Raw genomic sequence first — 26,407 nt, 5'->3', positions numbered from 1 at the left:
GCCGGCACTACCGGGAGGCCTGCAACCACGGTGGCGACAGTTTCAGCAGCCGCGCATGCACCGGGCAGTCCGCGGCGTGTGCACCGGGCAGGTAGCCCAGGCTCATCAGGAATTCGCCTGTGATCTCGCCGCCGGTGAAGCGGAAGGTCTTCTTGAACAGCTTCACCCAGTCAGCCTTGCTGAGCGGGTGGTGGGCATCGAGCCAGGCGGCGAAGCTGCCATGGCTGGCCCGCAGCTGCTGGATCACCTGCGCGTTGTGGATCGCCGCCAGCACCTTCAGCCGGTTGCGGATGATGCCCGCATCCGACAGCAGCCGTTCGATGTCCTGCTCGGCATAGGCCGCCACGCGGTCCACGTCGAAGCCGTCATAGGCCGCGCGGAAGCCTTCGCGCTTCTTCAGGATGGTCTCCCAGCTCAGGCCGGCCTGGTTGATTTCCAGCACCAGTCGTTCGAACAGCTCGCGTTCGTCGCGCTGCGGGAAGCCGTACTCGTTGGCGTGGTAGTAATCGTGCACCGGATGGCCCGGGGCGATGAGGCAGTAGCCGGACACGTTGAATTCCTGCGGTACGGGCTGGCCATTATGCGCGCCGTGACCGCCGGGTGGAGGCGCCCGGCGCGCCCAGCCGCTAGAATGGCGCCATGCCAGTAACGCCGACCTCCCTTGCCGATCACCTGCTCGTCGCGCTGCCGTCGCTGCTCGACGCGACCTTCGCCCGCAGCGTCGCGCTGATCTGCCAGCACGACGAGAACGGCGCGATGGGCGTGCTGGTCAACCAGCCGTCCGAATACACCCTGGGCGAGGTGCTCGCCCAGATGGACATCACCACCGGCGACGGCGACCTGCAGGCGCGCATGGTGCTCAATGGCGGCCCGGTACACCCCGAACGCGGCTTCGTCATCCACGATGATGCACGGGCATGGGATTCCAGCCTGACCGTGGGTGAGGGCCTGTACCTGACCACCTCGCGCGACATCCTTGAAGCGATGGCGCGCGGCGAAGGCCCGGCCAATGCCGTGGTCACCCTCGGCTGCGCCGGCTGGGGCGCAGGGCAGCTGGAAAGCGAGCTGGCCGAGAACAGCTGGTTGACCGTGCCGGCCGATGCCGAGCTGGTGTTCCAGCTGCCGCTGGAGCAGCGCTGGCAAGGCGCGGCCTCGCGTATCGGCGTGGATCTGTTCCGGCTGACCGACTACAGCGGCCATGTCTGAGCCGGCGGCCCCTGCACCGGTGTCTGCTGCCCCGGCCATCCGCCGCGACGGTACGGTTCTGGGTTTCGATGTCGGTTCGCGGCGTATCGGCGTGGCCATCGGCAGTGCCTTCGCCGCCCATGCACGCGCAGTGGCCGTGGTCGATGTGCACGGCAATGGGCCGGACTGGGCGGCGATCGAACGCCTGCTCAAGGAATGGAAGCCCGATGGCCTGGTGGTCGGCGACCCGCTGACCCTGGACGGCCAGGACCAACCCAACCGCAAGCGCGCGCAGGGCTTTGCCCGCCAGCTGCGGGAACGCTTCAAGCTGCCGGTGGTGATGATCGACGAGCGTTCCAGCTCGGTCGAGGCCGCCCGCCGCTTCGCCGTCGAGCGCGCCGAAGGGCGCAAGCGCCGCCGCGATGCGGCCGCCCTCGACGCCGTGGCCGCGGCGGTGATCATCGATCGCTGGCTGTCGTCTCCCGACGACGCCACCCCCATTCCCTGACTGCACGACTCCCGCCATGACCGCCCAGCAAATCGATGCCTCCGGACGCCTGCGCCACCTGTTGACCCTTGAGGGGCTGCCGCGCGAAACCCTGCTGCAGCTGCTCGATCGCGCCGGGCAGATCCGCGACGCCGCGGTCGGCCGCGTCGGCAACAAGCGCCACGTGCTGGCCGGTTCGGCGGTATGCACGCTGTTCTTCGAACCGTCCACCCGCACCCGCAGCTCGTTCCAGCTGGCCGCGCAGCGCCTGGGTGCCGACGTGCTGAACTTCGATGCCTCGACCTCGTCCACGCGCAAGGGCGAAACCGCCTGCGACACGCTGCGCAACCTGGAAGCGATGGGCGTGCGCGGCTTCGTGGTGCGCCACCCCGATGATGGCGCCGTCGCCGCACTGGCTGAAGCGGCGGGCGAGGGCACCGCGCTGATCAATGCCGGTGACGGCCGCAGCTCGCACCCGACCCAGGGCCTGCTGGACATGCTGACCCTGCGCCAGGCCAAGGGCCCGGACTTCTCGAAGCTGAAGGTGGTGATTGTCGGCGACGTGAAGCACTCGCGCGTGGCCCGCACCGACCTGCATGCGCTGCGTACGCTGGGCGTAGGCGAGATCCGCGTGTGCGGCCCGCAGTCGCTGCTGCCGGACGACGAGACCCTGAAGGGCTGCGTGGTGGGCGATGATTTCGATGCCATGCTGGAAGGCGTCGACGCGCTGATGATGCTGCGCCTGCAGCGCGAGCGCATGGAAGAAGGCCTGGTGCCGTCGCTGGAGCAGTACCACGCCGAGTACGGGCTGACCAACGAACGCCTGGCGCGCGCCGGCAAGGATGCAGCCGTGCTGCACCCGGGCCCGATCAACCGCGGCGTGGAAGTGACCGACGAGGTGGCCGACGGCCCGCAGTCGTGGGTACTGCGCCAGGTCGCCAACGGCGTCGCCGTGCGCATGGCCGTGCTGGAAACCCTGCTGGGCTGACCGCTCTGGTGGGTACCAACCTTGGTTGGCATTGCTGCTGTGATGGGTGCCAACCTTGGTTGGCACTGCTGGTGTGGTGGGTGGCAACCTTGGTTGGCACTGCTGCTGTGATGGGTACCAACCTTGGTTGGCATTGCTGCTGTGATGGGTGGCAACCTTGGTTGGCACTGCTGGTGTGTTGGGTGGCAACCTTGGTTGGCACTGCTGGTGTGGTGGGTGCCAACCTTGGTTGGCACTGCTGGTGTGGTGGGTGGCAACCTTGGTTGGCACTGCTGGTGTGGTGGGTGCCAACCTTGGTTGGCACTGGCCTACCGGGGCGAAGGTGATTTCCCGATGTTCAGGGGACATGCGCCCGCCCATGCTCTTCTGCATGAACAGCACCCGCCTCCTGCTAGGCCGTCATTCCAGTATCGGCCAGAGCTACATCCTGACGACGAACGTGCATGGCCGAGTGGCTCTGTTCGCCAATGACGCCGCTGCGGTTACCGCCATGCAGGAGTTCCAGCGTCTGGATCTGGAAGGTCTGACCCATTCCATCGCCTACGTGGTCATGCCGGATCACGTCCACTGGTTGATGCAGCTGCGCGCGGCATCACTCGACGTTGTCATGAGGCGCTTCAAGTCGCGTACGGCGGTGTACGCAAACAGGGTACTGGGCAGGGTGGGACGCTTCTGGCAGTCCTGCTACCACGATCACGCGATCCGCTCTGATGAATCGCTGTTCCGGCACGCAATGTATGTGATGGCGAATCCGATCAGGGCGGGGTTGGCAACGCAGCTTGGCGAGTACCCGCATGCGTGGTGTGAGTGGGAGCTCGAAGGTTCCCGTGCCAAGGCGGAGTTCATGGGTGCGGTCAGATGAGTGCCAACCAAGGTTGGCACCCACCGAAAGCAGGTTCCGACCTTGGTGGGTACCCACCCAAACCAGGCTCCAACCTTGGTGGGCAACCAGCGGACGCTATGGTCAGCGCTTCTGCGCGAACAGCCACGCCCACATCGCCGGATCGGCGTAGGTGGCGTCCCAGGCGTTGTGGTTGCCTTCCGGGTACTCGGTGTAGCGCACGTCGCGCGCGTTGGCGCTCTGGAAGGCCCTGTGCAGCCTGCGGTCGTCGTCCGGTGGCACCACATCATCCAGGGCGCCGTGGAAGATCCAGATCGGTGCGTGCTGCAGGCGCTGGGCGATCACCGCGTAAGGATCGGACTCATGCGCGACCTGCTCGACGAACAGGGTCGGTCGCTTCGCGCGCGGTGCCAGCACGGCGCCGCATACCGGCACGATCGCGGCAAAGCGGCGTGGGTCGTCCAGGGCGATGTTCCAGCTGCCGTAGCCGCCCATCGACATGCCGGTCAGGTACTGGCGCGAAGGATCGGCGCCAAACTCGGCGATCGTTGCGTCCAGCGCGGCCAGGGCCATGCGGTTGTTGTGGCCGCTCCATTCCGAGTGCTTTGCCGCCTGCGGGAAGACAACCAGGGCGGGGAAATCGGGATGCTCGCGCAGATAAGGGCCCAGCCCCGCGTGGGTCTGCCTGATGCCGTCACTGCCGCGCTCGCCCGAGCCATGCAGGAACAGGATGACCGGAACACTGGCGGACGCCGGGGCCTTCAGCCCGGCCGGAATGAACACCTGGTAGTAGGCGGTCTCGCCGTCCACTTTGACTGCGCGGGCTTCGAAGCGACCACGCGCGCTGTCCGGCAGCGAGGCACAACCGGTCATCATCAGCAGGGCCAGCAGCGGCAGCCAGCGCGACATGGAACGGACCATGGGAATTCCTGGGGCGGCGGGAACGCCTCCATCGTAGTCCGCTGCCGTCAACGCGGCATCATGCGCCGCGTCACTGCGGGCGCGGGAAACTGGCGATGATGTCCAGCTGTTCCTGTGCTTCGGCATTGCCTTCAGCAGCGGCGGCCTGCACCTGCGCCATGTCCGGGTGCAGTACCACCAGCAACGGGTTCTCGCAGACCGGGCAGTCGTACTCGGTTGCGTCCTCGTCCAGTTCCATCTCCATGCCGCGCGAGCTGCCCTTCCATTCGCAGGCCGGGCAGGTGTGCTGCTGGTCGCGCCAGCCGGGCTGGAAGTAGTTTTCGATCGTTGTTGCCATGGGTGTTCCAGTTGGGATCGGGTCAGAGCAACGCGTGCCGGGGATCCGACCCTGAAGGGTTCAGTGCAGCAGCACCAGGGTGGCCAGGCCGAGGAAGGTGAAGAAGCCCATCGAATCGGTCACCGCGGTCAGGAAGATGCCGCTGGCCAGCGCCGGGTCGAAGCCGAAGCGCTTGAGCGTCAGTGGCACCAGCACGCCGGCCAGTGCGGCGAACAGCAGGTTGCAGGTCAGCGCGATGGCGATCACAGCCGACAGCCCGGGCGAGTGGAACCAGGCCAGCACGATCAGCCCCAGCACCGAACCCAGCATGACGCCATTCAACAGGGCGACCCGCACTTCCTTCCACAGCAGCGTGCGCGCATTGGACGCGCCCACCTGGCCCAGCGCCAGGCCGCGCACCATCAGCGCCAGCACCTGGGTGCCGGCATTGCCACCCAGGCCGGCCACGATCGGCATCAGCACCGCCAACGCCACCAGCTTGTCGATGGTGCCTTCGAAGTGGCCGACCACGCTGGAGGCCAGGAAGGCGGTGCACAGGTTCACCGACAGCCACATCAGGCGCCGGCGCATGGCGCGCCAGACCGGGCTGAACAGATCCTCGTCCTCGTCCAGGCCGGCGGCGCCCAGCGCCTGGTGCTCGGCCTGGCCGCGGATGATGTCGACCACGTCATCGATGGTGATGCGGCCGATCAGGATGTTGTTGTCGTCCACCACTGGCGCGGAGATCCAGTCATGGTCGGAGAACTGCCGTGCCACTTCCTGGTCGCTCTCGCCGACGTCGATGGCCGGCTGCTCGTCGTCGATCAGGCGGTTGATCGGGGTGGTGTCCTCGTGGGTCACCAGCGCGGCCAGCGAGACCCGCCCGAGGTACTGGTGCCGCCGGCTGACCACGAACAGGTGGTCGGTGTGGTCGGGCAGTTCGCCGCGCAGGCGCAGGTAGCGCAGCACCACATCGACGTTGACGTCGGCGCGCACGGTCACCACGTCCGGATTCATCAGGCGGCCGGCGCTGTCCTCGGGGTAGGACAGCACCTGTTCCAGGCGCTCGCGGTTCTCGCGGTCCATCGACTTGAGGACTTCGTCGATGACCGTGTCCGGCAGGTCTTCGACCAGGTCGGCCAGATCATCGATGTCCAGGTCTTCGACCGCGGCGATGATCTCGTCCGGGTCCATGTCCGCGAGCAGGCTTTCGCGCACGTCCTCGCCGACGTGGACCAGCACCTCGCCGTCATCTTCCGGATCGACCAGGCCCCACACCACCTCGCGCTTGCCCGGCGGCAGCGATTCGAGCAGGTTGCCGATCTCGGCCGGGGCCAGGGTGTTGACCAGCCGACGCACCGGACCCAGCCGGCCGCTGTCCAGTGCATCGGACAGCATCCGCAGTTGGCGCGCAGTCTTGTCGTGGCGTACAGCTTCAGCCATCGCAGCTCCCGCGGGATAAGAAAAGCCGCGATCCCGGCAAGGATGCGGCAACAGGGGTGTTCAGCGCGTCATTATCGCAAGGGGATGTTTCAACGCATAGCCGCTGGGTGAGGGTAGTGCCGGCCGCTGGCCGGCAATCGTCCTCATCGAAGTTCATGAGGTTGCCGGCCAGCGGCCGGCACTACCCTGGGTGGTCAGGGCGTGTCTGCCACCAGTGCCAGCCAGCGCTCGATGCCGCGGCGGTCGCGCGCGGCCAGCAGCTTCGTCGCGCGGGCGCGCAAGGCGCCCAGGTCGGCCTCGCGGATCGCCCGGCGCACCTCCAGCAACGTACCGGGATGCAGGCTGAACTCGCTCAGGCCCAGCGCCAGCAGCAGTGGCGTCATCCGGGCATCGCCGGCCATCTCGCCGCAGACTGCCACCGGGATGCGATGGCGCGCACCGGTGTCGATCACCATCTGCAGCAGCCGCAGCACGGCCGGATGCAACGGCGAGTAGAGCTCGCCCAGCGCCTCGTTGTTGCGGTCGGCGGCGAGCAGGTACTGCACCAGGTCGTTGGTACCGATCGACAGGAAATCGACCAGATCGATGAAGCTCTCCAGCGCCAGTGCGGCCGCGGGGACTTCGATCATCGCGCCCAGCGGCACATGGTCGGACACCATGTGGCCCTCGCCGCGCAGCTGTTCGGTCAGCTTGAGCATGCGCCGGCGCACCGCCAGCAGCTCCTCGCGGGTACTGACCATCGGAACCAGCACGCGCAGCTTGCCGTAAGCCGAGGCGCGCAGGATCGCGCGCAGCTGGGTGTCGGCCACCTTCGGCCGCGCCAGCGACAGGCGCACGCCGCGCAGGCCCAGTGCCGGATTCTCTTCGTTGCTCAAGGTAAGGCCGGTGCGATCGGCCTTGTCCGCGCCCAGGTCGAGCGTGCGGATGGTGACCGGACGCCCGCTCATGCCCAGCGCGGCATCGCGGTAGGTCTGGAACTGTTCTTCCTCGTCCGGCAGCTCGTTGCGCTGCAGAAACAGGAATTCGGTGCGGTACAGGCCCAGCCCCTGCGCGCCCAGCGCATGCGCCTGGGTCACATCCTCCAGCGATTCGGCGTTGGCCAGCAGGGCGATGTCGACCTGGTCGCGGGTACGGCTGGGCTTGCTGCGCAGGCGGCCCAGCTCGCGCTGTTCGCGCGCATGCTCTTTCAGCCGCGCGCGGTAGTCACGCAGGTTGTCGGCCTGCGGGTTGACCGTGATGCTGCCGTCGGCGCCGTCGATGATCAGCACGTCGCCATCGGCGATGCGGCTGAGCAGCTGCGGTACGTTGACGATCAGCGGCAGGTGCAGGCTGCGTGCCAGGATCGCACTGTGCGACAGCGCGCTGCCGGCGGCGGTGACGATGCCGACCACGCCCTGTGCCTGCAGCTGCGCCAGCTCGGACGGGGCGATGTTGTCGCAGACCAGGATCTCGCCGGCCAGGCCCTTCATCACCGGCGGGCGCTCGGGTTGCAGGAAGGCGTGGATGCGGCCGATCACATGGTCCAGGTCGTCCATGCGGCTCTTCAGGTAGGCATCGTCCATGCCATCGAAGACCCTGGCCAGGCGGTCGCGCTGCAGGCGCAGCGCATAGCCGGCGCTGTACGGGCCGCTGCGGATCAGTTCGTCCAGGCCATACAGCAGCTCGGGGTCGTCCAGCAGCAGCGCGTGCAGGTCTAGGAACTCGCCCACTTCCTGGTTCAGTGCCCCATGCAGGCGCTGGCGCAGCTCGTGCATTTCCGTGCGCGCCGCATCCACCGCATGGTGCAGGCGCGCGAGCTCGGCCTCGACCTGGTGGGCGGCGACACGCTGTTCGGCCACCTCCAGGGCATGCGGCAGGCGCACGCGGGCGCGGCCCATGGCCGTGCCGCGCGCTGCGCCATGGCCGGCCAGCAGCTGCACCGGCCGCTGGCCGGAGGGGAGCTGGCCGGCGCGTGCGCGTGGCACGCTCAGCTGTCCTCGTCGAAACGGCGTTCGAACAGGCCGACCACCGCCTCCATCGCGGCGGCTTCGTCCTCGCCGTTGATGCGCACGGTGACCGGAGTGCCCTGGCCGGCAGCCAGCAGCATCACGCCCATGATGCTTTTGGCGTTGATCTCACGGCCCTTGGCGGCCATGGTCACGTTGCAGCGGAACGGCGCCAGGGTCTGCACCAGCTTGGCGGTGGCCCGGGCATGCAGCCCCAGGCGGTTGCTCACGGTGAGTTCTCGTTCAAGCATCGTCGACTATCGCTCCATTACGGGTACCCGCCGCGGCTGTGGCGGGCAGTTGATCCAGTCCCTGTTCCGGATAATTCATCACCCGCAGCAACATCGGCAGGCTCAGCGCCGACACCCGGCGAACCGGGGTCCCCAGCCGGGCCAGCTGCCCGGCAAGGTTGGCGGGGCTGGCGCCGTACAGGTCGGTCAGGATCAGCACGCCTTCCCCACCGTCGACCCGCCGCAGGGCGGCCGAGGCGAGCGGGAGCAGGGCGTCCAGGTCTGCGTCGAACGGTACTTCGAAAGCTTCGGTCTTCAGCGGCAATTGCCGCAGGAGCCGGGTCGCCACCTCAAGCAGGGCGGTCCCGACCCCGGGATGTGTTACGAGGAGAATGCCACAGGTCATTACTGCACGTTAACAGGTCAAGGTGAATCGGCGATAGCAGCAGGAGAGGGGCACTGTGTCCCGTATTCAGCGTTGCCCGGGTGGCATCCCCGTTTCGCCGAAAAAGCGATCCGACCCTGTCCGTCTTTCCGATGCCTGCCAGAGGTTCATCCACGCATGGCGTGGATCCATCGTGTCGACCAAGGTCGACACCCACCAACAGCACACGGAATCTGTCAGAGGCGGGGTGGGTCCGGTTGCGGGGGTGTCCGCGGCATGGATGCCGCGGCCAAGCCCCCATGGATGGGTTTACGGCGTCCCCCGCAACCGGACCCGCCCCGTCTTCCCACGGAATGCTGCATTTGCTGTTGAGGTTGCCGGCCAGCGGCCGGCACTACCGCGGGTGCCGGGTGCAGCCCGGCCGCCCCCTCAATCCTGTTCGCGGTGGTAGGTCGCCACGTCTTCCCAGCCCATCTCGCGTGCGTGGCGGGCCATGCGCTCGGCCAGGAACACCGAGCGATGCTTGCCGCCGGTACAGCCGAACGCCACGGTCACGTAGCTGCGGGTGCCGTCGCCCAGTTTGGGCAGCCAGGTATCGAGAAAGTCCATCAGCTGGGCCAGGTAGCGCTGCACGTCGGGCTGCGCTTCCAGGTAGTCGCGCACGCCCGGCTCGCGGCCGCTCAGCGCGCGCAGTTCCGGGTCCCAGTGCGGGTTGGGCAGCACGCGCGCGTCGAACACGAAGTCCGCCTCGGCCGGCACGCCGCGCTTGTAGGCGAACGATTCGAACAGCAGCGACAGCCGGGTGGCGTGGTCCAGGGTGAACTCGGTGATGATCCGTCGCCGCAGCTGGTGCACGTTGAGCGCGCTGGTGTCGATCACCGCATCGGCCTCGCGGCGCAGCGGGGCGGTCAGCACGCGCTCGCGTGCGATCGCTTCGGGCAGCGACAGGCCCAGCTGGCTCAGCGGATGCCGGCGACGGGTGTCGGCATAGCGCTTGAGCACCGTTTCGTCGCTGGCCTCGAAGAACAGTACCTTCACCTCCACGCCGGCGTCGGTGGCCAGTCGCCGCCAGTCGCCCAACTGGCCAAGATCGGCCTGGCCGCGCACGTCGATGCCCACCGCCAGCCGGCGCGGCGCGCTGCCGTCGTGGTTGGCCAGCAGGCTGCGCACGAAATCCGGGAGCAGATTGATCGGCAGGTTGTCCGAGCAGTAGTAGTCCTGGTCCTCGAAGGTCTTCAGGGCCACGGATTTACCCGAGCCGGACAGGCCGCTGACGATGATCAGGGTCGGGGCGGTGGGGGTGGCGGTGCTCATGGACGGGCTCTTCGAAAGACAGGGGTCAGGGCGTTCGCCGTTCCAGCAGATTGCTGTGGCGGGCGATGAACATCGCCGCCGGATCGATGCCCTTGGTGCGCAGGATATGCAGGCGGGTGGCCGCCTCGGTCAGCACGGCCAGGTTGCGGCCAGGCATCACCGGCAGGGTGATCAGCGGGACGTCCAGGTCCAGCACATGGCGGGTACCCGAATCGCCGGTCAGGCGCTCGTAGCCATGTGGCGTGGGTTCGGTCATCGGTTTGGTCAGATGGACGATCAACCGAAGGTACTTGTTCTTCTTTACAGCCGTGTCGCCGAACATCTCGCGCACGTTCAGCACGCCCAGCCCACGCACTTCCAGCAGGTCCTGCAGCAGTTCGGGGCAGGTACCGTCGAGCACGTCGGGGGCGATCTGGGTGAATTCGGGTGCATCGTCGGCCACCAGGCGATGGCCGCGGCTGAGCAGCTCCAGCGCCAGTTCGCTCTTGCCCGACCCGGCTTCACCGGTGATCAGCACGCCGATGGAGTAGATCTCCATGAACACGCCATGCAGGATCACGCGTGGTGCCAGCGTGCGCGCCAGATGGTAGGACAGGTGGTTGAGCAGTTCGTGGCCGCGCTTGGGGGACAGCCACAGCGGCGTACCGGACTCGTCCGCGGCGGCGCGCAGGTCTTCCGGGCAGGGCTGGTTGCGGGTCAGCACCAGCGCCAGCGGGTGCGACTGCATGATCTTCTCGATGGTCTCCCAGCGCTGGCGCGGTTCCAGCGCGTCCAGCCAGGACAGCTCCTCGGTGCCGAGAATCTGCACCTTGTTGGGGTAGATCGCATTGAGGTAGCCGGCCAGCGAGGGCCGCCGCGAGACCGTATTGCCGGCCTCCAGTTCACGCTTCTCGCCGGACTTGCCGGCGGCCCAGCGCAGCCCCAGCCGCTCGCGCTGCTGTTCGAACAGTTCACGGGCGGTGATGCTGGTATTCATGCGGCGCTCGCAGGTGGCGTCAGCTCAAGGGCCTGGCGCAGGGCCCGGGCATCGCCGGCCGCGCGCAGCGCCTGGCGGATGTCGGGCGCGGAGAACAACTCGGCCAGCTCGGACAGCAGCATCAGGTGCTGGTGGGTGTAGTGGGCGGGGACGGCCATCGCAAACACCAGGTCCACCGGCTCGTCGCCACCGAAGTCGACCGGGGTCGCCAGCCGCAGCAGGGCGCCACGGGGGCGGTCCAGGGTCGGCGCGCGGCCGTGGGGAATGGCGATGCCGTGGCCGATCGCGGTACTGCCCAGCGCTTCGCGCTGGCACAGGTTCAGGTAGATCTGTTCGGCATTGGCCTGGCGGCAGGCCAGCAGCCCGGCGGCGGCCTGCAGGACGCTGTCGCGGTCGGTGGCCGTGCAGAGCTGGGTCTGCACGGCCGCCAGGAGGTCAGTCAGGGGCATGTCTGCGGGGAACAGTGGCGATCAGCCACCATTGTCGCCCACCGGCAGCGGCGCGTGCTGCTGTTTTTTCTCCTTGTGCTTGATCACAAGGCGGTCAAGCTTGTCCGCAAGCAGGTCGATCGCGGCATACATGGTCTGGCCGCCGGCCTCGGCGTGCAGGGTCTGCCCCGGGATGTTGAGGCTGGCGTCGACGTGATGCTCGGTCTTCTGCAGCTTGAGGGTCACCCGCGCTTCGCAGTGCTGGTCGAAGTGTTTTCCGATCCGGGCCAGCTTCTCCTCTACATAGGACTGCAGGGCCGGGGTGACTTCGACATCTTTGCCAAACGTTTCGATGCGCATCGGGTTTCTCCTGTGTTCGGATGTGCCAATGAACCTCTCCGCCGGGCGCGGCGGCGCGTCAAGCGATTCTGACCCTTTCGTGCGAGGCGGAAATGTTCATGGCTTCACGATACTTCGCCACGGTGCGTCGCGCTACTGGAATTCCCGACGATTTGAGCAGGTCAGCCAGCTTGGCGTCAGAAAGCGGCTTGCGCGGGTTCTCGTCGTCGATCAGCCGCCGGATCATGGCCTGGATGGCCGTGCTGGACGCCTCGCCGCCGCCCTCGGTATCGATGCCCGACGCGAAGAAGGCGCGCAGCGGCAGGGTGCCGCGCGGCGTGCGCACATGCTTGCGCGCGATCGCACGCGATATCGTCGATTCGTGCAGGCCGAGCTCGGTGGCGATCTCGCGCAGGGTCAGCGGGCGCAGCGCCTGTTCGCCGAACTCGAGGAATCCGGCCTGCTGCAGGATCAGGCTGCGCACCACCCGCAGCAGGGTTTCGCCGCGCTGCTGCAGCCCTTTCAGCAGCCAGCGCGCCTCCTGCAGCTGCGCGCGAAGATAGCCGGCATCGGCCTCGCCACAGCGGCGGATGAGCTGTTCGTAGCCGCGGTGGATCACCACCTTCGGCCCGGCATGGCCGGCCAGTGCCGCGCGCCAGACGCCGTTCTGCCGCCACACCACCACGTCGGGCACCACGTAGGTGTCCTGCGAAAGCGGCGCAATCTGCGTGCCTGGACGCGGGTCCAGCGAACGCAGCAGGTTGACTGCGGTCTCGACGTCGGCCGGCGCTTGCTTCAGTTCATGGGCGAGCCCGGCAACGCCGCTGCGAGGCAACCGTTCCAGTGGGCCTGCGGCAATCTGTCGCGCCAACACCAGCCCTGGCGTGTCGGCGGGCAACACGTCCAGTTGCAGCTGCAGGCATTCACCGAGCGTGCGTGCGGCCACGCCGACCGGATCGAAACGCTGGATGCGATGCAGCACGGCGAGGATCTCGTCCTGGTCCGCATGGATGCTGGGCAGCAGCGTTTCGGCGATGGCCGCCAGCGGTTCCCGCAGGTAGCCATCGTCGTCCAGCGCATCGATCAGCGCGGCCCCGATGCTGCGATCGCGTGCGGACAGATGAGACAGGTGCAGCTGCCACAGCAGGTGATCGGCCAGCGTCTCGCTTTCGGCCACGCGCTCGGCGGCGCTGCCGTTGTCGTCGTCGTCATCGAAACTGCCGCCACTGCCGGCGGCGCTCCAGTCCAGTTCAGCCGGCGCCCAGTCGTCGCCGTTCCCGCTGGGTTCGGCGGCGGTGTCGCCGTCGCTGCCATCGCCACCTTCGCTGGTGGCGCCGTTGTCGTTGCTGTCGGCCCAGTCCAGCAGCGGATTGCTTTCCACGGCCTGGGCGATTTCCAGCTCCAGCTCGGTGGTGGACATCTGCAGCAGCTTGATCGCCTGCTGCAGCTGGGGCGTGAGCACCAGCTGCTGTCCCAACGATGTCTGCAGCCGAGTCTTCATACCTGTGCCGAAAGGATGGAAAGTGCCCGGGTGCCCGCCGTCACAGCTTGAACGAATCCCCAAGGTAGACGCGGCGTACGTCGGCGTTGTCCAGGATCGCCTCCGGCGAGCCCTGGGCCAGTACGGCACCCTCGGCGAGGATATACGCGCGGTCGCAGATTCCCAAGGTCTCGCGCACGTTGTGATCGGTGATCAGCACGCCGATGCCACGCTGCTTGAGATGGGTGACGATGCGCTGGATCTCGCCGACCGAAATCGGATCGACGCCGGCGAACGGCTCGTCGAGCAGGATCAGGCGCGGCTGCGCGGCCAGTGCACGGGCGATCTCGCACCGACGGCGTTCGCCACCGGACAGGCTGGCGCCGAGCTGGTCGGCAACGTGGCCCAGCTGCAGTTCGTCGAGCAGGCTGCTCAGTTCGCGTTCGCGGCCGGCCGAATCTAGGTCCTCGCGCAGTTCCAGCACCAGGCGGATGTTGTCGGCCACGGTCAGCTTGCGGAACACCGAGGGCTCCTGCGGCAGATAGCCCACGCCCTGCTTGGCGCGGGTGTACATCGGGTCGCCGGTGATGTCGCGGCCGTCGAGCACGATGCTGCCCGCATCGGCCGCGACCAGGCCGACGATCATGTAGAAGCAGGTGGTCTTGCCGGCACCGTTGGGGCCCAGCAGGCCGACCACTTCACCGGCATCGAGGGTCAGCCCGAAGTCCTTGACGACTTCACGCTGCTTGTAGCGTTTGCGCAGGCCCTTGGCGACAAGCATTACTTCTTGCTCCCGGCAGGCTTGGCCGGCTGTGCGGCCGGGTTCTTGTTCTTCGGCGGAATGACGGTGCGCACGCGGCTGCCGTCGCCACCGGAGTTCATCTCACCGCTGCGGGTGTTGTAGACCATGCGCTGGCCCGCGTTGGTGCCGCGCGCGCTGGTGACCTTGTAGTTGCCGGTCAGGGTGATGATCTCGGTCTTGATGTCGTAGTCGATGCGATCGGCCACCGCGTCCATCCAGGTGCCATCGTCGAGCTGCTGCTTCATGGTGGCCTGCTTGCCGGTGAACACCGCACGCACGGGCTCGCCGTCCTTGAGGTAGATCTCGGCCTCGGACGAGCGCAGGTCCAGCGTGCCCTGGGTGATGATCACGCCCTGCGACAGCACGGTCTTGCCGTCGCCGGTGAGCATGCCCGACTGGGCGCCGGAATCGATGTGCATGTCTTCGTTGCGGTCGGTGGACTTGGCGAAGGCGGCGCTGGGCACAACAAGTGCGAGCGCGAGTACGGCTGCAAAGGGAATCTTCATCGGGGTCCGTTGTACCGGTGGAGGGCTCCCGGAAACCGGGGGCGGGGAGGGGCTGCCGGCCTTGCGCCTGTCCGGGGACGTCGCAGGCTGGCGGCGGGATCAGTGTCGGGGCGTGTAGCGGCCCTTGGACTGGCTGAGGAAATGATACGTGTTGTTCTTCGAATCCACCTCGAAGCCGACGCCGGACTGTTCCATCCCGGGCCGGGTCATGGTCACCAGCGCGTCGGTGCGGGCACGGCTTTCCTTCGGAAACACGTCCAGGTGGTCGGTGCGGAAGGTGGTGGGCGGCACGCCCGGGCCGGCGGGACTGTCGCCTGCGACGTTGCCACGCAGCTTCATTTCGTCGCCCTTGGCGCTGAGCCAGCCGGTCTCCGAACGCAGCGTCCAGTGCTTGCCGTCCTTGTCGGGCATTTCGAACAGCGGGGTCGAGATGCTGATGGTCTGGTCACCGCGCTGGCGCTCCAGCAGCGGTGCGCGCAGGGTGGTCGATTCCTTGCCCTGCTCGTCCAGGGCCACGATGGTGAAGTCGTGCAGGATGTAGTCCACGCCGACCTCGTTGCCGCCGTTGGCCGGTCCCTTGTCACGGTTGCGCAGCGCTGCCCAGCTGCTGAGCAGCGCGGCCAGCAGCAGGCCGATGCCGAGCACGGTGCGCCAGTTCAGGGTCGGCCGGTTCATGCGCTGAACCTCGCCAGGACGGCGTCCACGTGGCCCTGGGCGGCCAGCAGGACGTCGCACAGTTCACGTGCAGCGCCACGCCCGCCCTCGGTGCGGGTCTGCCAGTGCACGCGCTCGGCGATCCACGGGTGCGCGTTGGCAGGCGCCACGGCCAGGCCCACCGCACCCAGTGGCGCCAGGTCCGGCAGGTCGTCACCCATGAAGGCCACCTGTTCCAGGCCGATGCCGTGCTGCGCGCACAGCGCCTGCACGCTGGCCAGCTTGTCGCCGACGGCGATCTGGGTGTCGATGCCGAGATCGGCGCCACGGCGCAGCGCGGACTGGCTGTTGCGCGCGGTGATCAGCACGGGATGGATGCCGTGCTGCTGCAGCAGTTTCAGGCCCAGGCCATCCTGCACGAAGTACGCCTTGCTCTCATTGCCGTCCTTGTCGTAGTACAGCCGACCGTCGGTGAGGGTGCCGTCCACGTCGAAGCACGCCAGGCGGATACGGGCCGCGGCGGCATGCAGGTGGGCGGGAAAGGCGGGCAGCGGGGACCAGGGCATCAGGGCGGCAGGCTCGGTGTGGGCGGATGGACGATACAGACTGAATGGGGTCTACGGACTGTCGGTTAAACCACCCGCGCCCGCAACAGGTCATGAATGTTCAGGGCACCGACCGCGCGGCCCTGGCCATCGACCACGATCAGGCCGGTGATCTTGTGGGTCTCCATCAACCGCGCGGCCTCGACGGCCAGCTGGTCGGCGCCGATGGTACGTGGGTTGCGGGTCATCACATCGGCGATCTTCGCGGTACGCACGTCCAGCGCGCTGTCCAGCGCGCGGCGCAGGTCGCCGTCGGTGAACAGGCCGATCAGGACGCCGTCGGCATCGACCACGGCGGTCATGCCCAGCCGTTTGCGGCTCATTTCCATGAGTGCTTCGCTGAGGCTGGCGCCGGCACCGACCGTGGGCAGGTCGTCGCCGGTGTGCATGACATCGGTGATGTGCAGCAGCAGGCGGCGGCCGAGGCTGCCGGCCGGGTGTGAACGGGCGAAATCGTCGGCGGTGAAGCCGCGCGCATCGAGCAGGGCCACGGCCAGCGCATCGCCCATTGCCAGCGACGCGGTGGTGCTGGAGGTCGGGGCCAGGTCCAGCGGGCAGGCTTCGGCCGGCACGCTGACATCCAGGTGAATGTCGGCGGCGGCGGCCAGGCTGGACTGCGGGCGTCCGGTCATGGAAATCAGCAGGTTGCCCTGGCGCTTGAGCACCGGCAGCAGCATCAGGACTTCGTCCGACTCGCCCGAATAGGACAGGGCCAGCACCACGTCGTCCTCGGTGATCATGCCCAGGTCGCCATGGCCCGCCTCGCCCGGGTGCACGTAGAACGCCGGGGTGCCGGTGGAGGCCAGGGTGGCGGCGATCTTGCGGGCGATGTGGCCGGACTTGCCCATGCCGGTGGCAACCACCCGGCCGCGGCTGGACAGGATCGCCTGGCAGGCCTGCTGGAACGCTTCGCCGAGGCGGGCAGCGACCGCATTCAGGGCCTGCTGCTCGATGTCGAAGACACGGCGGCCGCTGGCGACCAGGCTGGCCGGGTCGACGGAACGGGAGGGCAGGAGAGGCTCGGCCATGCGGACGCCACGCAGCGGAAGTAGAATGAGCGCTCATTTTATTAGGAAAGCCCGTTGGACGCCGACACCATCCGCAATCTGATCGAAACCGGCCTGCCCGGCGCCCGCGCCGACGTGCGTGGCGACGATGGCGTGCATTTCGAAGCGACCGTGGTCTGCGAGGCCTTTGCCGGCAAGATGCCGCTGGCCCGCCACCGGATGGTCTATGCCACCCTGGGCGACCTGATGGGCGGTGCGATCCACGCACTGGCGCTGAAAACCGTGACCCCGGCCGAAGCCGGCTGAACCGCAGAAGATCCCGAATACATGGCCAAGATCGTTGTGACCGGCGGCGCTGCGCTGCACGGTGAAGTAAGCATCTCCGGCGCCAAGAACGCCGTCCTCCCCATTCTCTGCGCGACCCTGCTGGCCGATGCGCCGGTGGAGATCACCAACGTGCCGCACCTGCATGACGTGGTCACCACGGTGAAACTGCTGGGCGAACTGGGCGCCAAGGTCACCATCGACCAGGGCACGCTGTCGCGCGGCAGCGCGATCGTGGTCGATCCGCGTCCTGTGAACCAGCATGTGGCGCCGTACGAGCTGGTCAAGACCATGCGCGCCTCGATCCTGGTGCTGGGCCCGCTGCTGGCCCGCTTCGGCGCTGCGGAAGTGTCGCTGCCGGGCGGCTGCGCGATCGGTTCGCGCCCGGTCGACCAGCACATCAAGGGCCTGCAGGCGCTGGGCGCCGAGATCGTGGTCGAGAACGGCTTCATCAAGGCCTCGGCCAAGCGCCTGAAGGGCGGTCATTTCACCTTCGACATGGTCAGCGTCACCGGCACCGAGAACGTGCTGATGGGCGCGGTGCTGGCCGAAGGCACCACCATTCTCGACAACTGCGCGATGGAACCGGAAGTGACCGATCTGGCGCACTGCCTGATCGCGCTGGGCGCGAAGATCGAAGGCCTGGGCACCGCGCGCCTGGTCATCGAAGGCGTCGAGCGCCTGTCCGGTGGCCGCCATGAAGTGCTGCCCGACCGCATCGAGACCGGCACCTTCCTGGTGGCCGCGGCGATGACCGGTGGCAAGGTCACCGTGAATCGTGCGCGCCCGAACACCATGGACGCCGTGCTGTCCAAGCTGGTCGAGGCCGGTGCGAAGATCGAGACCACCGATGACAGCATCACCCTGGACATGCAGGGCAAGCGGCCGAAGGCGGTCAACCTGACCACCGCGCCGTACCCGGCGTTCCCGACCGACATGCAGGCGCAGTTCATGGCGCTCAACTGCGTGGCCGACGGCGTGGGCGTGATCAATGAAACGATCTTCGAGAACCGTTTCATGCACGTCAACGAACTGCTGCGGCTGGGCGCGGACATCCAGGTCGAAGGCCACACGGCCATTGCCCGTGGCCACGAACGCCTGAGTGGTGCGCCGGTGATGGCCACCGACCTGCGCGCGTCGGCGTCGTTGATCCTGGCCGGCCTGATGGCCGACGGTGACACCACCATCGACCGCATCTACCACCTTGATCGTGGCTACGAGAACATCGAAGAGAAGCTGTCTTCGCTCGGTGCCACCATCCGGCGCGTGCCATGATCCTGCGCGGCAAGTTCAGCCCGCGTCGCAAGGCGCTGCTGGCGCTGGTGCTGATCGTGCTGGCGTGGCTGGGCTACGCCTGGTACGCCAACATCGCCATCACCCAGGGCATCGAGCAGAAGGACATGGACTGGAACGGCGATGGCACCGTCTCGCGTGACGAGATCATCGAGTCGTTCTACGCGGTTGCGGTGAACGACAGCCAGGACGGCAACCGCCATTGCCGCACCTTCGTCTGGCGCAGCACGGGCGAGCAGATCCGCGTGGACTGCCGCACCGAGTTCACGCCGGCGGAAGCGAAGCCGGCCGAACAGAAGAAATAAGAAGACGCCCGCGAAAGCGGGCGTTTTCCTTTCGGTAGTGCCGGCCGCTGGCCGGCAGCCCCATGAACCTCGTGGAGCATCGCGAGAATGCCGGCCAGCGGCCGGCACTACCGGTTCGCGCGTCAGTTCATCGCCTTGATGGTCAGGTCCAGCGCGTCGCGATCGTTCTCACGCTGCAGCATGCGCGCCGGCACCGGGAACTCGGGGACGATCCAGGCGATCAGTTCCTTGTTGCCGTCGGCACGCGAGACCTTGGTGGCTTCGTAGCTCTTGCCACCCACGGTGATCGACTCCTTGCCGATCACGCGGTAGGTCATGTTCTTGATGCGCCCTTCGTCAACCATGCGATAGGTCAGCGGCTTGCCGGCGGCCAGGTCGCGGGCGATCGCCAGGTTGATCAGCAGTGCATCCATGTCACCGGCCTTCAGTGCGATCGGGCCGGCGCGGTCCGGCTTGATGTCGCCGGTCCAGGTGGCCTGGTTGCTGTTCCAGTTGTAGTTGGCCTGCACGTTGCGCTTCTTCACCAGCAGCGCCGAACGGTCCTGGCTGCTGAGCGGGCGCAGCTGGCCGCGCACTTCTTCGAACACGGTGCTCTGGCTCAGGTCGGCCAGCTGGTTCTTCACCTGCAGCGTGTAGCGCCACTTGTTGGCTCCCTCGCTGCTCAGGGTCATGCTGCCATTGGCCTGCATGCCCATGTAGCTGGCCAGGTAATCGGCCTTGAACGGCTGCAGGGCCATGGCCGGCAGGCTGGCCATCGACAGGGCGGCCGCGGCGATCCAGGTGAGGGGGCGGGTCAGGGTGCTCATGCTCAGACTCCTTGGTATTCGATCAGGCGGAGGTCGACGCGGTCTTCGCCGTCTTCGCGTTGCAGGATGCGCACCGGGGTGGGGACACCGTTGGCGATCCAGAGGATGGTTTCATTGTTGCCGCCGTTGGTCCGGTAGACCCGCAGCGCGTTGTAGGACAGGTCGCCGACTTCGACGTTCTCGGTCTGCTGCGCGGCCTGGTAGTCATGCTGGCGGACCTTGCCCATGTCCACGTAGCGGTAGTGCATGGTGGCACCCGGGCGCGCATCGCGCATGATCGCCAGGTTGATCAGCAGCGCGCTCTGGTCGCCGGGCTGCAGCGGGATCGGTTGCGCGCGTTCCTTCTTCACGTCACCGGTCCACTGCGCGGTACCGGCCTGCCAGTTGTAGGTGCCCACGGCCTTCTTGCCGAGGAACAGGCCCTTGCGCACCGTGCTCTGGCTCAGTGGCGCGTAGACACCGCCGCGTTCCTCGAACACCGTGCTCTGCTCGATGTTCAGGCCGAGCACGCTGGCAAAGCCGCGGCGGCCGACCACCTGCATGTCGACCCGCCACTGGCTGCCGCCGGTGTGGGTGACCTGCATGCTGGCGTCGCCGGCCTCCTTGCTCTTGTAGAACGCCTGGTAGGTGGCGGTGAACGGCTGCAGCGGCGGTGGTTCCCACGCCAGCGCAGGCAACACCGGCGCCGCCGGCTCGGCAGGCGGCTGCACGGCAGGCACCGGCGCCGGGGAAGGCGAGGCGGCAGGCGCTTGCGCCTGGCCCCAGCCCGCAGCGGGCAATACAGCCAGCGACAGCAGCAGCGAAGTGGACAGCAGGGTCGTGGTCTTCATGAAGGACAGGGACCGCAGGGAGGGGCAGGATGCCAGCCCCGCAGTCAGCGGGGCGTGTGCACGGGCGTTACCGGTTCAGGTTCCCGGCGGAATCTAGGGCCAACGGGCTAAACAGGGGGTGACCGTCCAGCTGGGGCTGTCCTCCCCGTTCAGCCAGGCGGCCGGCGCACAGCAGCTGCAGGGTGGCGATCAGCAACGGGTGCTCCACCGCCAGCACGCGCTCGGCCAGCGCCTGCGCATCGTCGCCGGGCCCCACCGGCACCCGTACCTGCGCCAGCACCGCCCCGGCATCCAGTTCCGGTACCACCAGGTGAACGCTGGCGCCGTGCTCGGCATCGCCGGCTTCCAAGGCCCGCGCATGGGTGTCCAGGCCCTTGTGCAGCGGCAGCAGCGAGGGGTGGATGTTGACCAGGCGGCCCTCGAAGCGCTGCACGAAGGCAGCCCCCAGGATGCGCATGTAGCCGGCACAGACGATCCAGTCCGGCGCCGATGCCTGCACGGCATCGCCGAGCGCCTGCTCATAGGCGGCGCGGTCGCTGAACTCCTTCGGCGCGTGTGCCCAGCGCAGGCCCGGTGTCACCCGCTGCAGCGCTGCGGCACCTGGACGGTCGGAGAACACGCCGACCACGTCGGCCGGCAGGCGGCCGTCGCCGATCGCGTCGAGGATGGCCTGCAGATTGCTGCCACGGCCGGAGGCCAGTACCGCAATGCGAGCGGTCATGCGACCACCGCGCCGCCTGGTTCGCTGAAGCTGGCGGCGACATCCGCACGCAGCAGCACGATCAGGGCGTATACGCCCAGCGCGATGCCCAGCGCGCCGCCCAGGCAGGCGGCACCGGCCGCCACCAGGCACAACGTGCGCTGGCAGCGCTGCCCCAGCCGGTTCGCAGCGGTCAGGCTGAGTATGCCCAGTGCACCGATGGCCAGCGCCGCGACAGCGAGGATCGCCGCCAGCAGCACAGGCGACATGCCCACCGTGGGGGTCCGGCTTTCGCTGATGTAGCCACCCAGTGCGGCCATCAGCAGGACAACGGACAGCGCCAGCTGGATGCCGCCGTAGACGCAGAACAGGATCCTGAGCGTGTGCAGGTGGCCGCCGATCTGGAGCGCGGTCCAGCCAGGCGGCACGTTCAACGGGGGCGGGACGGAAGCCATGGAAATCTCAGCTGCGGGAAGGAACGTTGGCTTCGAAGGCCGCCTTCACCTGCGGACGCAGCAGGATGATCAGGCTGAACACCCCCAGCACCGTGCCAAGCGGCGCGAACAGGCAGGCCAGGCCGGCCACGATCAGGCACAGCAGGTAGCGGCGGCGGCCGGCCAGGCAGCGCCCGGCATAGGCGACGAACGCGCCGAGCGTCACGCCACCGAACACGATGACGCAGCCGATGATGGTGAACATCCAGCCGAACAGGCGCTGCTCGGCCGGCGACGTGGGCTGGCCACCGGAGTTCATCGGCAGGTGGCCGGTCAGTGCGCTGATGCCCAGCACGATGTGGAGGATGAAGATCAGCGAGAACAGCGCGATCAGGCCGCCAACCACGTAGTGCGCGATGGACAGCATGCGCAGGTGGTCGGCATCCTGCGCGCTGAACACCGGCGCCGTCGCCAGAGGCGGCGGCAGCGGGGCGGGGGACAAGGGGGGCGTTGCGTCCATGCGGGCTCCTGGGTGTGCGATCAGCCGATGTGGACGCGCTCGGCGCCTTCGGCGCTGACCACCTGGCCGATGGTCCAGTGCTCCAGGCCCTGCGCCTTGACCGCGTCGGACACGGCAGCGAGCTGGTCCGGTGCAACGATCAGCACGAAGCCGATGCCGCAGTTGAAGGTGCGCCACATCTCGCTGTCGGCCACTGCGCCTTCCTTCTGCAGCCACTGGAACACCGGCGGCAGGGTCCAGGACGACGCCTGGATGTCCAGGCCGAGGCCTTCGGGCACCACGCGGATGATGTTCTCGGTCAGGCCGCCACCGGTGATGTGGGCCATGCCGTGGATGGCGTCGCCGTGCGACTTCAGCAGCGACAGGATCGGCTTCACGTACAGGCGGGTCGGCGCCATCAGCGCATCGACCAGCTTCACGCCGCCTTCCAGCTCCAGATCGGCCGGCTGGCCGGCGCGGTCGTAGATGCGGCGCACCAGCGAATAGCCGTTGGAGTGCGGGCCGGACGAAGCGATGCCGATCAGCACGTCACCGGCGGCGACGCTGGCGCCATCCTTCAGTTCGCTCTTTTCGACCGCGGCGACGGTGAAGCCGGCCAGGTCGTACTCGCCCGGGGCGTACATGTCGGGCATTTCAGCGGTTTCGCCGCCGATCAGCGCGCAGCCGGCCTCGGTGCAGCCGTTGGCGATGCCGCCCACGACCGCCGCGGCGGTGTCGATGTCCAGCTTGCCGGTGGCGAAATAGTCCAGGAAGAACAGCGGCTCGGCGCCCTGCACCAGCACGTCGTTCACGCACATGGCGACCAGGTCGATGCCGATCGTATCGTGGCGGTTCAGCTGGTGGGCCAGCTTCAGCTTGGTGCCCACGCCGTCGGTACCCGACACCAGCACCGGCTCGCGGTACTTGTTGGACAGGTCGAACAGGGCGCCGAAGCCACCCAGGCCGCCCATCACTTCCGGGCGGAAGCTGCGCTTGACCAGGGGCTTGATCCGCTCGACCAGCTCGTTGCCGGCGTCGATGTCGACACCCGCGTCACGGTAGGTGAGGGGGGAGGGGGCGGAAGACGGGGTGTTGGTCACGGGCGTCGGCGCTGGCAGGGGTTGAACGGGCGATTTTAACAGGCCGCATTGGCGCAAAGTCCGTATTCGGGCAACAATTCCCCCCGGATACGTCGAGCCAATGGATGTCCTGATGCGCCGCAGCCTGATTCTGACCCTGCTCATTGCACTGAGCCTGCCGGTGGCCACGATGGCCCAGAGCGGCCTGCGCACCGAGGGTGATGTCGCCACCGCCACTGGCGCGTACGAGGCAGAAGTGCCCGTCAACAGCCAGGCCGAAGCCGATCGCAACGGCGCCCTGGCCCGCGCGCTGAGCGTGGTTCTGGGCAAGTTGTCCGGCGATCGCAGCGTGATGTCCCGCCCCGGCGTGGTGCAGGCACTGCGCAATGCCAAGGACTACGTGGCCAGCTACGACTACAAGCAGGACCAGAGCGTGAGCGCCAGTGGCGCCCCCAGCTTCCGTACCCTGCTGGTGGCGCGCTTCCGCGAGGATGACGTGGATTCACTGGTGTCGGCGCTGGGCCTGCCGCTGTGGCCGCAGCCGCGGCCGAAGCCGGTGCTGTGGCTGGCGGTCGATGACGGCAGCGGCCCGCGCCTGGTCAGCGTGCAGCAGGCCAATGCCGCCCGCCCGCTGCTGAACCGCGCCATCGAGCGTGGCTACAAGCTGGGCCTGCCCAGCGGCGGCGCCGCCGAGCAGGCGCTGGCCGGGGCCATCTGGCGCCAGGACAGTGCCGCCGTGGCCCGCGCCTCCTCGCGCTATTCGCCGCCGATGCAGCTGATCGGCAAGCTGTACCGCGCCAATGGCGGCTGGCAGGCGGACTGGGTGTTCGTCGACAACGGCCGTGAACTGAACAAGTGGACCAGCAAGGACGCCAACGCCATGCGCGCGATGGCCGCCGGCGCCGACGGTGCCGCCGATGCGCTGGTCAAGCGTTACGCCAAGGCGGGCGTGGCCACCGGCCAGGCCGGGACCTATCGCGTGGTGGTGACCGGCATCAACAGCGCCGACGACTACCTGCGCCTGGCCGCCGGCCTGCGCGACGTGCCGGTGGTGCGCAACGTCACCCCGCTGCACGCCTCGGCAAGCCAGCTGGAGCTGAGCCTGGAGATGACCACCGGCCTGGCCGGCTTCAACCGCATGCTGGGCGACAACGGCGTGCTGGTGCCGAGCGCGCCGCTGCCGGCCCTGCCGACCCCGATCGATGACACCACCGGTACTCCGGTCGCCGCGCCGGTCAGCAACGAGTACCGCCTGCGATGACCCTGACCCCTGAAGCGGAAATCGCGCAGTTCCTGCGCCGCCTGAAGTACATCCTGTTCGCCGGCCTGGTCGGCTGGGTGGTGTGGCTGCTGGCGCCGATCCTGACCCCGTTCGTGCTGGCGCTGGCGCTGGCCTGGCTGGGCGACCCGCTGGTCGACCGCATCGAGGCCACCGGCCGCTCGCGCATGACCGGCGTGGTGCTGGTGTTCGCGGCGATGGTGCTGGTGATCGTGGCCCTGCTGCTGGTGCTGGTGCCGATGATCGAGCGCCAGATCACCACCCTGATCGCGGTCGCGCCGCAGGCACAGGCGTGGCTGATGGAGAAGGGGATTCCCTGGTTCGAGCAGAAGACCGGCCTGGAAGTGATGCAGTGGCTGGATCCGGACCGACTGATCGAATGGGTGCGCAGCCACTGGCAGCAGGCCGGCGGCTTCGCCACCACCTTCATGGGCTACGTCTCGCGCTCGGGTTTCGCGATGGTGACCTGGGTGGTCAACATCCTGCTGCTGCCGATCCTGGCGTTCTACTTCCTGCGCGACTGGGACAAGCTGGTCGAACGGGTGGCGTCGGTGATCCCGCGCAACCACATCGGCACCATCAGCGCGCTGGCGCGTGAGTCCAACGAGGTGCTGGGCGCGTTCATCCGCGGCCAGTTCCTGGTGATGCTGGCATTGGGCGTCATCTACGCCGGCGGCCTGTCGCTGGTCGGCCTGAAGCTGGGCCTGCTGATCGGCCTGATTGCCGGGCTGATCAGCTTCATCCCGTACCTGGGCGCGACCACCGGCATCCTGATGGCGGTGGTGGCCGCGCTGGTGCAGGCACAGGGCTTCGACCTGAAGCTGCTGATCCTGGTCGGCGTGGTGTTCACCGTCGGCCAGCTGCTGGAAAGCTACGTGCTGACCCCGCGCATCGTTGGCGACAAGATCGGCCTGCACCCGGTGGCGGTGATCTTCGCGGTGATGGCCGGTGGCCAGCTGTTCGGCTTCCTCGGCATGCTGCTGGCGCTGCCGGTGGCGGCGGTGACCAACGTGCTGCTGCGTTATGCCCACCAGCGCTACCGCCAGAGCGAGCTGTACGTGGGTGAGAAGCCGGCGATCGTGCTTGATGGCGTGGTCGACCAGCCTCATATCATTCTTCCGGATGACAAGGGCCCCGACCTGAAGTGATGGGTGTGCCGCAACTGCCGCTGGCCCTGCATTACCCGCGGGACCAGCGCCTGGAGACCTTCATCGGCGCGCCGGATGGCGCGCTGGCGCAGCTGCGTGCGATCGCGGTCGGCGCCAGCCACGATTGGGTCTACCTGGAAGGCGCGGCGGGTACGGGCAAGACCCATCAGGCGCTGGCGATGTGTTCCAGTGCCGAGCAGGCCGGCCGCCTGCCGACCTACGTGCCGCTGGCCAGCGCTGCGGGCCGCGTGCGCGCCGCGCTGGATGGGCTGGAGTCGCGCGAGCTGGTGGCGCTGGACGGCCTGGACGAGGTGGCCGGCAACCGCGAAGACGAGATCGCGCTGTTCGATTTCCACAACCGCGCGCGCGCTGCCGGTGTGACCGTGCTGTACACGGCGCAGAAGGCACCGGGCGAACTGGGCCTGCTGCTGCCGGACCTGCGTTCGCGGCTTGGCCAGTGCGTGCGCGTGCTGCTGCAGCCGCTGGACGAGGAAGGCCGCGCGGCGGTGCTGCGCGAGCGCGCGCTGCGCCGGGGCCTGGCGATTGACGAGGCGGCCATCGAGTGGCTGCTGTCGCACACCGGGCGCGAGCTGGGTGGATTGATCACGCTGCTGGATTGGCTGGACCGCGAGTCGCTGGCGGCGAAGCGGCGGATCACCGTGCCGTTCCTGCGCCAGGTGCTGGAAGAAGGCCGGCCGCGCTACTGAGGGTGGGGTTTGCTTTGCAGGGCTGCGCCCTGCACCCGCCGAAGCAACGTCAACGTCAACGTCAAAAGCTGGCTTCCTGAGGGGAGGCGGGGCGCTGTGGGCTTGCGGGGA

The 26,407-nt window shown here is 67.9% G+C and carries 33 protein-coding genes; 10 read left to right on the top strand and 23 right to left on the bottom strand.

The window, feature by feature from the left end:
* Positions 1-7: 7 nt before the first annotated feature.
* The gene (locus N5C18_RS20045) at positions 8-550 is read right to left on the bottom strand and encodes a DNA-3-methyladenine glycosylase I (RefSeq protein ID WP_053449000.1); all 543 of its coding nucleotides are present in this window, start codon (positions 548-550) and stop codon (positions 8-10) included.
* An 89-nt stretch (positions 551-639) separates the two neighbouring features.
* Between N5C18_RS20045 and N5C18_RS20040 the strand changes: the two genes are divergently transcribed.
* From N5C18_RS20040 to N5C18_RS20025, 4 genes are all read left to right on the top strand, one after another.
* Positions 640-1,206 carry a YqgE/AlgH family protein gene (locus N5C18_RS20040; protein ID WP_006422622.1) on the top strand — a complete coding sequence of 189 codons (567 nt, stop codon included), beginning with the start codon at positions 640-642 and terminating at the stop codon, positions 1,204-1,206.
* Positions 1,207-1,225: 19 nt separating this feature from the next.
* A complete protein-coding gene (gene ruvX / locus N5C18_RS20035) occupies positions 1,226-1,693 on the top strand; it encodes a Holliday junction resolvase RuvX (protein WP_180879650.1) in 468 nt (155 codons plus the stop codon).
* A 16-nt stretch (positions 1,694-1,709) separates the two neighbouring features.
* Positions 1,710-2,660: an aspartate carbamoyltransferase catalytic subunit gene (locus tag N5C18_RS20030; RefSeq protein WP_049456205.1), complete on the top strand. Its 951-nt coding sequence runs from the start codon at positions 1,710-1,712 to the stop codon at positions 2,658-2,660.
* Between the two features lie 370 nt (positions 2,661-3,030).
* Entirely contained in the window at positions 3,031-3,522 is a 492-nt protein-coding gene (locus tag N5C18_RS20025; protein ID WP_053512103.1) for a transposase, read from the top strand.
* A 102-nt stretch (positions 3,523-3,624) separates the two neighbouring features.
* Here the strand turns inward: N5C18_RS20025 and N5C18_RS20020 are convergent, their stop codons facing one another.
* From N5C18_RS20020 to N5C18_RS19945, 16 genes are all read right to left on the bottom strand, one after another.
* Positions 3,625-4,422 (bottom strand): prolyl oligopeptidase family serine peptidase, encoded by a 798-nt coding sequence (locus N5C18_RS20020; RefSeq protein WP_279945485.1) that lies wholly within the window; start codon positions 4,420-4,422, stop codon positions 3,625-3,627.
* Between the two features lie 70 nt (positions 4,423-4,492).
* Positions 4,493-4,759 carry a hypothetical protein gene (locus N5C18_RS20015; RefSeq protein ID WP_053449002.1) on the bottom strand — a complete coding sequence of 89 codons (267 nt, stop codon included), beginning with the start codon at positions 4,757-4,759 and terminating at the stop codon, positions 4,493-4,495.
* Between the two features lie 60 nt (positions 4,760-4,819).
* Positions 4,820-6,181 (bottom strand): magnesium transporter, encoded by a 1,362-nt coding sequence (gene mgtE / locus N5C18_RS20010; RefSeq protein ID WP_008266103.1) that lies wholly within the window; start codon positions 6,179-6,181, stop codon positions 4,820-4,822.
* A gap of 194 nt (positions 6,182-6,375) precedes the next feature.
* A complete protein-coding gene (gene ptsP / locus N5C18_RS20005; RefSeq protein ID WP_274512078.1) occupies positions 6,376-8,145 on the bottom strand; it encodes a phosphoenolpyruvate--protein phosphotransferase in 1,770 nt (589 codons plus the stop codon).
* 2 nt (positions 8,146-8,147) lie between these two features.
* A complete protein-coding gene (locus tag N5C18_RS20000; RefSeq protein ID WP_005408385.1) occupies positions 8,148-8,417 on the bottom strand; it encodes an HPr family phosphocarrier protein in 270 nt (89 codons plus the stop codon).
* Positions 8,410-8,802, bottom strand: coding sequence for a PTS ascorbate IIA component (locus N5C18_RS19995; RefSeq protein ID WP_006422749.1), 393 nt, complete (start codon positions 8,800-8,802; stop codon positions 8,410-8,412). Before N5C18_RS19995 ends, N5C18_RS20000 begins: the two co-directional genes overlap by 8 nt.
* A 408-nt stretch (positions 8,803-9,210) precedes the next feature.
* On the bottom strand, positions 9,211-10,095 hold the full coding sequence (rapZ, locus tag N5C18_RS19990) for an RNase adapter RapZ (protein ID WP_053511537.1): 885 nt from the start codon (positions 10,093-10,095) through the stop codon (positions 9,211-9,213).
* A 25-nt stretch (positions 10,096-10,120) separates the two neighbouring features.
* Complete coding sequence (hprK, locus tag N5C18_RS19985; RefSeq protein WP_004147299.1) at positions 10,121-11,071, bottom strand: HPr(Ser) kinase/phosphatase; 951 nt, start codon at positions 11,069-11,071, stop codon at positions 10,121-10,123.
* Positions 11,068-11,520 (bottom strand): PTS sugar transporter subunit IIA, encoded by a 453-nt coding sequence (locus N5C18_RS19980; RefSeq protein ID WP_006422799.1) that lies wholly within the window; start codon positions 11,518-11,520, stop codon positions 11,068-11,070. The genes hprK and N5C18_RS19980 overlap by 4 nt, the downstream gene beginning before the upstream one ends.
* Before the next feature lie 21 nt (positions 11,521-11,541).
* Positions 11,542-11,859 (bottom strand): ribosome-associated translation inhibitor RaiA, encoded by a 318-nt coding sequence (gene raiA / locus N5C18_RS19975; RefSeq protein ID WP_005415556.1) that lies wholly within the window; start codon positions 11,857-11,859, stop codon positions 11,542-11,544.
* Between the two features lie 58 nt (positions 11,860-11,917).
* Complete coding sequence (locus tag N5C18_RS19970) at positions 11,918-13,339, bottom strand: RNA polymerase factor sigma-54 (RefSeq protein ID WP_164242731.1); 1,422 nt, start codon at positions 13,337-13,339, stop codon at positions 11,918-11,920.
* Positions 13,340-13,379: 40 nt separating this feature from the next.
* Positions 13,380-14,099, bottom strand: coding sequence for an LPS export ABC transporter ATP-binding protein (lptB, locus tag N5C18_RS19965; RefSeq protein ID WP_053449007.1), 720 nt, complete (start codon positions 14,097-14,099; stop codon positions 13,380-13,382).
* Complete coding sequence (gene lptA / locus N5C18_RS19960; protein WP_053511539.1) at positions 14,099-14,626, bottom strand: lipopolysaccharide transport periplasmic protein LptA; 528 nt, start codon at positions 14,624-14,626, stop codon at positions 14,099-14,101. The genes lptB and lptA overlap by 1 nt, the downstream gene beginning before the upstream one ends.
* Before the next feature lie 99 nt (positions 14,627-14,725).
* Positions 14,726-15,301 carry an LPS export ABC transporter periplasmic protein LptC gene (lptC, locus tag N5C18_RS19955; protein WP_279945484.1) on the bottom strand — a complete coding sequence of 192 codons (576 nt, stop codon included), beginning with the start codon at positions 15,299-15,301 and terminating at the stop codon, positions 14,726-14,728.
* A complete protein-coding gene (locus tag N5C18_RS19950) occupies positions 15,298-15,846 on the bottom strand; it encodes an HAD hydrolase family protein (protein ID WP_053449009.1) in 549 nt (182 codons plus the stop codon). Before N5C18_RS19950 ends, lptC begins: the two co-directional genes overlap by 4 nt.
* Positions 15,847-15,911: 65 nt before the next feature.
* A complete protein-coding gene (locus tag N5C18_RS19945) occupies positions 15,912-16,913 on the bottom strand; it encodes a KpsF/GutQ family sugar-phosphate isomerase (RefSeq protein WP_053449010.1) in 1,002 nt (333 codons plus the stop codon).
* Between the two features lie 54 nt (positions 16,914-16,967).
* Between N5C18_RS19945 and N5C18_RS19940 the strand changes: the two genes are divergently transcribed.
* Genes N5C18_RS19940 through N5C18_RS19930 form a run of 3 tightly spaced genes read left to right on the top strand, consistent with a single transcriptional unit; the run spans position 16,968 to position 18,814 of the window.
* A complete protein-coding gene (locus N5C18_RS19940) occupies positions 16,968-17,198 on the top strand; it encodes a BolA family protein (RefSeq protein ID WP_021202589.1) in 231 nt (76 codons plus the stop codon).
* A 21-nt stretch (positions 17,199-17,219) separates the two neighbouring features.
* Positions 17,220-18,491 carry a UDP-N-acetylglucosamine 1-carboxyvinyltransferase gene (gene murA / locus N5C18_RS19935; protein WP_006422851.1) on the top strand — a complete coding sequence of 424 codons (1,272 nt, stop codon included), beginning with the start codon at positions 17,220-17,222 and terminating at the stop codon, positions 18,489-18,491.
* Positions 18,488-18,814: a hypothetical protein gene (locus tag N5C18_RS19930; RefSeq protein WP_008268212.1), complete on the top strand. Its 327-nt coding sequence runs from the start codon at positions 18,488-18,490 to the stop codon at positions 18,812-18,814. Before murA ends, N5C18_RS19930 begins: the two co-directional genes overlap by 4 nt.
* A 122-nt stretch (positions 18,815-18,936) precedes the next feature.
* Here the strand turns inward: N5C18_RS19930 and N5C18_RS19925 are convergent, their stop codons facing one another.
* The 6 genes from N5C18_RS19925 to purM form a co-directional block, all read right to left on the bottom strand.
* The gene (locus tag N5C18_RS19925) at positions 18,937-19,620 is read right to left on the bottom strand and encodes a DUF3108 domain-containing protein (protein ID WP_053449013.1); all 684 of its coding nucleotides are present in this window, start codon (positions 19,618-19,620) and stop codon (positions 18,937-18,939) included.
* Between the two features lie 2 nt (positions 19,621-19,622).
* Positions 19,623-20,450 (bottom strand): DUF3108 domain-containing protein, encoded by an 828-nt coding sequence (locus N5C18_RS19920; RefSeq protein WP_053511541.1) that lies wholly within the window; start codon positions 20,448-20,450, stop codon positions 19,623-19,625.
* Positions 20,451-20,517: 67 nt separating this feature from the next.
* Positions 20,518-21,171 carry a phosphoribosylglycinamide formyltransferase gene (purN, locus tag N5C18_RS19915; RefSeq protein ID WP_279945483.1) on the bottom strand — a complete coding sequence of 218 codons (654 nt, stop codon included), beginning with the start codon at positions 21,169-21,171 and terminating at the stop codon, positions 20,518-20,520.
* Entirely contained in the window at positions 21,168-21,605 is a 438-nt protein-coding gene (locus N5C18_RS19910) for a hypothetical protein (RefSeq protein WP_154582922.1), read from the bottom strand. The genes purN and N5C18_RS19910 overlap by 4 nt, the downstream gene beginning before the upstream one ends.
* A 7-nt stretch (positions 21,606-21,612) precedes the next feature.
* Positions 21,613-22,104 (bottom strand): hypothetical protein, encoded by a 492-nt coding sequence (locus N5C18_RS19905; RefSeq protein ID WP_053511544.1) that lies wholly within the window; start codon positions 22,102-22,104, stop codon positions 21,613-21,615.
* Positions 22,105-22,124: 20 nt separating this feature from the next.
* Complete coding sequence (purM, locus tag N5C18_RS19900; protein WP_053449018.1) at positions 22,125-23,183, bottom strand: phosphoribosylformylglycinamidine cyclo-ligase; 1,059 nt, start codon at positions 23,181-23,183, stop codon at positions 22,125-22,127.
* Between the two features lie 112 nt (positions 23,184-23,295).
* Here purM and N5C18_RS19895 point away from each other — a divergent pair, with 112 nt between their 5' ends.
* From N5C18_RS19895 to hda, 3 genes are read left to right on the top strand one after another with little or no spacing between them, the layout of a single operon-like run.
* Positions 23,296-24,423, top strand: coding sequence for a DUF2066 domain-containing protein (locus N5C18_RS19895; RefSeq protein WP_230078980.1), 1,128 nt, complete (start codon positions 23,296-23,298; stop codon positions 24,421-24,423).
* A complete protein-coding gene (locus N5C18_RS19890; RefSeq protein WP_006423004.1) occupies positions 24,420-25,589 on the top strand; it encodes an AI-2E family transporter in 1,170 nt (389 codons plus the stop codon). Before N5C18_RS19895 ends, N5C18_RS19890 begins: the two co-directional genes overlap by 4 nt.
* A complete protein-coding gene (hda, locus tag N5C18_RS19885) occupies positions 25,589-26,296 on the top strand; it encodes a DnaA regulatory inactivator Hda (protein ID WP_053511546.1) in 708 nt (235 codons plus the stop codon). Before N5C18_RS19890 ends, hda begins: the two co-directional genes overlap by 1 nt.
* Positions 26,297-26,407 lie beyond the last annotated feature (111 nt).

It is taken from the genome of Stenotrophomonas sp. GD03930 (assembly GCF_029839665.1).
Lineage (GTDB): Bacteria > Pseudomonadota > Gammaproteobacteria > Xanthomonadales > Xanthomonadaceae > Stenotrophomonas > Stenotrophomonas forensis.
The sequence above is the reverse complement of the archived record's forward strand: the minus strand, read 5'-3'. Positions and strand labels throughout refer to the sequence as shown.

Bases quoted from the DNA above. Each gene is read 5' to 3' on its own strand.
- N5C18_RS20040 (WP_006422622.1), top strand. From the start codon at position 640: ATGCCAGTAACGCCGACCTCCCTTGCCGATCACCTGCTCGTCGCGCTG.
- N5C18_RS20030 (WP_049456205.1), top strand. From the start codon at position 1,710: ATGACCGCCCAGCAAATCGATGCCTCCGGACGCCTGCGCCACCTGTTG.
- N5C18_RS20025 (WP_053512103.1), top strand. From the start codon at position 3,031: ATGAACAGCACCCGCCTCCTGCTAGGCCGTCATTCCAGTATCGGCCAG.
- N5C18_RS20020 (WP_279945485.1), bottom strand. From the start codon at position 4,422: ATGGTCCGTTCCATGTCGCGCTGGCTGCCGCTGCTGGCCCTGCTGATG.
- N5C18_RS20015 (WP_053449002.1), bottom strand. From the start codon at position 4,759: ATGGCAACAACGATCGAAAACTACTTCCAGCCCGGCTGGCGCGACCAG.
- mgtE (WP_008266103.1), bottom strand. From the start codon at position 6,181: ATGGCTGAAGCTGTACGCCACGACAAGACTGCGCGCCAACTGCGGATG.
- N5C18_RS20000 (WP_005408385.1), bottom strand. From the start codon at position 8,417: ATGCTTGAACGAGAACTCACCGTGAGCAACCGCCTGGGGCTGCATGCC.
- N5C18_RS19995 (WP_006422749.1), bottom strand. From the start codon at position 8,802: ATGACCTGTGGCATTCTCCTCGTAACACATCCCGGGGTCGGGACCGCC.
- rapZ (WP_053511537.1), bottom strand. From the start codon at position 10,095: ATGAGCACCGCCACCCCCACCGCCCCGACCCTGATCATCGTCAGCGGC.
- hprK (WP_004147299.1), bottom strand. From the start codon at position 11,071: ATGAATACCAGCATCACCGCCCGTGAACTGTTCGAACAGCAGCGCGAG.
- N5C18_RS19980 (WP_006422799.1), bottom strand. From the start codon at position 11,520: ATGCCCCTGACTGACCTCCTGGCGGCCGTGCAGACCCAGCTCTGCACG.
- raiA (WP_005415556.1), bottom strand. From the start codon at position 11,859: ATGCGCATCGAAACGTTTGGCAAAGATGTCGAAGTCACCCCGGCCCTG.
- N5C18_RS19970 (WP_164242731.1), bottom strand. From the start codon at position 13,339: ATGAAGACTCGGCTGCAGACATCGTTGGGACAGCAGCTGGTGCTCACG.
- lptB (WP_053449007.1), bottom strand. From the start codon at position 14,099: ATGCTTGTCGCCAAGGGCCTGCGCAAACGCTACAAGCAGCGTGAAGTC.
- lptA (WP_053511539.1), bottom strand. From the start codon at position 14,626: ATGAAGATTCCCTTTGCAGCCGTACTCGCGCTCGCACTTGTTGTGCCC.
- lptC (WP_279945484.1), bottom strand. From the start codon at position 15,301: ATGAACCGGCCGACCCTGAACTGGCGCACCGTGCTCGGCATCGGCCTG.
- N5C18_RS19950 (WP_053449009.1), bottom strand. From the start codon at position 15,846: ATGCCCTGGTCCCCGCTGCCCGCCTTTCCCGCCCACCTGCATGCCGCC.
- N5C18_RS19945 (WP_053449010.1), bottom strand. From the start codon at position 16,913: ATGGCCGAGCCTCTCCTGCCCTCCCGTTCCGTCGACCCGGCCAGCCTG.
- murA (WP_006422851.1), top strand. From the start codon at position 17,220: ATGGCCAAGATCGTTGTGACCGGCGGCGCTGCGCTGCACGGTGAAGTA.
- N5C18_RS19930 (WP_008268212.1), top strand. From the start codon at position 18,488: ATGATCCTGCGCGGCAAGTTCAGCCCGCGTCGCAAGGCGCTGCTGGCG.
- N5C18_RS19925 (WP_053449013.1), bottom strand. From the start codon at position 19,620: ATGAGCACCCTGACCCGCCCCCTCACCTGGATCGCCGCGGCCGCCCTG.
- N5C18_RS19920 (WP_053511541.1), bottom strand. From the start codon at position 20,450: ATGAAGACCACGACCCTGCTGTCCACTTCGCTGCTGCTGTCGCTGGCT.
- purN (WP_279945483.1), bottom strand. From the start codon at position 21,171: ATGACCGCTCGCATTGCGGTACTGGCCTCCGGCCGTGGCAGCAATCTG.
- N5C18_RS19910 (WP_154582922.1), bottom strand. From the start codon at position 21,605: ATGGCTTCCGTCCCGCCCCCGTTGAACGTGCCGCCTGGCTGGACCGCG.
- N5C18_RS19905 (WP_053511544.1), bottom strand. From the start codon at position 22,104: ATGGACGCAACGCCCCCCTTGTCCCCCGCCCCGCTGCCGCCGCCTCTG.
- N5C18_RS19895 (WP_230078980.1), top strand. From the start codon at position 23,296: ATGCGCCGCAGCCTGATTCTGACCCTGCTCATTGCACTGAGCCTGCCG.
- N5C18_RS19890 (WP_006423004.1), top strand. From the start codon at position 24,420: ATGACCCTGACCCCTGAAGCGGAAATCGCGCAGTTCCTGCGCCGCCTG.
- hda (WP_053511546.1), top strand. From the start codon at position 25,589: ATGGGTGTGCCGCAACTGCCGCTGGCCCTGCATTACCCGCGGGACCAG.